This window comes from Mesorhizobium sp. M7A.F.Ca.US.014.04.1.1 (assembly GCF_003998745.1).
GTDB classification, from domain to species: domain Bacteria; phylum Pseudomonadota; class Alphaproteobacteria; order Rhizobiales; family Rhizobiaceae; genus Mesorhizobium; species Mesorhizobium ciceri.
The window spans coordinates 1-1313 of the sequence record NZ_RZRW01000991.1; the positions used below are offsets into that span (position 1 = coordinate 1).

Here is a 1313-nt window from a genome sequence, read left to right on the forward strand (position 1 = left end):
ATCTTGATCCTGTCCACTTCCAGGCTCTGCAGTCGGCCCAATGAGGAAAATCCCGTACCGAAATCGTCAAGCGCAAAGCGCACCCCGACACTGCGCAACGCTGCCATGTTCTGCTGGCATTCGGTGGGGCGCTCGGAGAGCGTGCTTTCCGTAACCTCCAGCTCGAGCCGCCGTGGATCCATTTGCGTTTCCAACAAGATGCTCGTCACTTTCATGGCAAAGCTCGGATTGTTCAGCTGCAACCCCGATACGTTCACTGCCAGGGTCTCGATCGGCCAATGCACCGCGTCAAGGCAGGCCTGGCGCAGAACCAGCTCGCCTAGAACTTCAATGAGCCCCGTTTCCTCTGCCAATGGTACGAACAAGTCAGGGGCGACCCAACCACGCTCTGCGTGCGACCAGCGCGCGAGGGCTTCGACGCCCGTCATCCTGTTGGTGTCGGCGGTGTAAAGCGGCTGATAATGCACCCGGATGTGGCCGGGCGTTTGCAGCGCCTTGCGCAGGTCCTGTTCGAGACCCTTACGCTTTGCCAGCGTCTGGTCCATCTCGGGTTCAAACAGAGCATAGCCGCTGCGACCGCCGGCTTTGGCGTGATACAGGGCGAGGTCGGCTTTCCGCACCAACTCGACCTGGTCCACCCCGTCCCTGGGAGCAAGAGCTACGCCGACGCTCACCCCGACAAAAACCTGAACTCCGGCGACCTCGAACGGCCGGCGCGCGGACTCGATCAAGTGCTCGCACAATGTTTTGACCTCATTCTCGCCTGCGACCGCGCGCTGGATGATAATGAATTCGTCACCGCCCAGGCGCGCCACCGTGTCAACCTCCACGGTCAGCCGCCTCAGCCGGTCTGCGAACTCCCTGAGCAACTCGTCACCGGCAGGGTGGCCAAAGCTGTCATTGACCTGCTTGAACCGGTCGAGGTCAAGATAGAGGATCGCGAGCTGCTCGCCCGTCGCGGGCAGCAGTGTCAGCGCATCAGCCAAACGACTGTTGAAATGGCCGCGACTGTGCAGCCCTGTAAGCAGGTCGTAGTGGGCCAGGTGATAGATGTGATTCTCGGTCTCAATCAGCCTCAAAGTCCGCCGGCGCAAAGCGGCCAGAGCTACAATAATTCCGCCAAGTACCAGTCCGAACACCGCCACGAGTATTGGCACCAGTTGAAAAAGGACAAACGCCCCGGGCCGATATGGCTGCCACACAAAGAAGCCGACAGTCGAACCAGAGCGACCGACGAGGGGATAGGACGCCTCTTCAGAGCTAAGCATGTTTGACCAGGAGAAGTGTGCGTCGTCGAGCAGATAGTCTTGGCG

Annotated in this window: 1 protein-coding gene; it reads right to left on the bottom strand. The window is 60.2% G+C overall.

What is annotated here, in order from left to right; translation table 11 throughout:
* A partial coding sequence (locus EOA22_RS33865) for an EAL domain-containing protein (protein ID WP_127390627.1) occupies positions 1 to 1313 on the bottom strand: 1313 nt, incomplete at both ends.